Genomic DNA, 1,304 nt, shown 5'->3' on the forward strand with positions numbered 1-1,304 from the left:
CTGAAGCCGTAGCCGAGGCTGATACCGGCATAGGGGCCGGCCCAGGAAGCAACCGGAAGCTCGGCAACCGGGGCGGGAGCCGGCGGCTCTTCGGAAACGACGTCGGCCGCAAAGGCGGTACCAGCAAAGGCGAACAGCCCGAGCGCGGCGGCAAGCGGCGCGAATTTGAGATTGGTCTTCATTATATACTCCTTAAGCCACAAGACACTTAGGCTTGCTTGTTCATGAAACGCCCCGGCCCGTCCGGGGGGGATAAACGAGCCTGACGTTTAACAGTTCCAAATGTCGTGCTGAAATGCGGCTGAAGCGAACCTGAACTTGGGTCATTCCCGGGCGCGAATGAGGCCGAAAGGTGACGTTGCATCTTCGCAACAGCGAATGTCAGCAGGCTAATCATGTTGCGCTGCACATCGCTTGGTTCAAGGGGTGCAGCGACATATATTGCCGGCAATGGCGCGCCGAATCCGGCGGGGCGGAAGCGCATCCGGGCCGCTTCGCCACATTCCTGCCCAAGGTGGAAATGGCATTTAACGCTTGGCCCGTCATATTGTGCCGGCTTCCCGGAATCGTGAAGCCGATTGAGGATTGACACCATGAAACAAGCCACGGCCGTCGCGCTGGTGACGGGTGGAGCAAGGCGGATCGGCAAGGCGATCGTCGAGGATCTGGCCGCGAATGGCTTCGCCGTCGCCATCCATGCCAACCGTTCAGGCGCCGAGGCCGAGGCGCTGGCGGGGAAGATCACGGGCGAGGGCGGCCGCGCCGCCGTCGTCGCCGCCGACCTCACCGACATGGATGCGGTGGGTGGTCTCATCGGTCGCGCGCAAGCCGCGCTCGGGCCTGTGACGCTGCTGGTCAACAACGCGTCCCTGTTCGTCGACGACAGCGTCGATGATTTCGACTGGCAGGCCTGGGACCGCCATTTCGCCATCCACCTGAAGGCGCCCGCGCTCTTGGCGCAGAATTTCGCCGGCGCGCTGCCGCAAGGCGAGGAGGCGCTGATCGTCAACATGATCGACCAGCGCGTCTGGCGGCCTACACCGCGCTATTTCTCCTATGCGCTGTCGAAATCGGCGCTGTGGACGCAGACTGAGATGCTGGCGCAGGCGCTCGGGCCGCGCATTCGCGTTAACGCCATAGGTCCCGGCCCGACACTGAAGAACAAGCGCCAGGACGACGACGATTTCGGCAAACAGGTCGAGGGCCTGATCCTGAAGCGCGGCCCGCAATTGCCTGAATTCGGCGCCACGATTCGCTATCTCTGGCAGGCGCGCTCGGTGACCGGCCAGATGATCGCGCTCGAC

The 1,304-nt window shown here is 63.3% G+C and carries 2 protein-coding genes and 1 pseudogene; 2 read left to right on the top strand and 1 reads right to left on the bottom strand.

All coding sequences use genetic code 11. The features are described 5' to 3' along the window. Window positions 1-182: pseudogene (locus tag EOA28_RS35970) on the bottom strand (porin family protein); the annotation flags it as partial. A gap of 170 nt (window positions 183-352) precedes the next feature. On the opposite strand from EOA28_RS35970, the gene EOA28_RS35975 reads away from it, so the two are divergent. Beyond that, window positions 353-589 carry a hypothetical protein gene (locus EOA28_RS35975; protein ID WP_127251462.1) on the top strand — a complete coding sequence of 79 codons (237 nt, stop codon included), beginning with the start codon at window positions 353-355 and terminating at the stop codon, window positions 587-589. A 4-nt stretch (window positions 590-593) separates the two neighbouring features. Beyond that, window positions 594-1,304: SDR family oxidoreductase (locus tag EOA28_RS35980; protein WP_128315855.1), on the top strand; the 711-nt coding region annotated here is incomplete at its 3' end.

This window comes from Mesorhizobium sp. M2A.F.Ca.ET.067.02.1.1 (genome assembly GCF_004023285.1).
GTDB lineage: Bacteria > Pseudomonadota > Alphaproteobacteria > Rhizobiales > Rhizobiaceae > Mesorhizobium.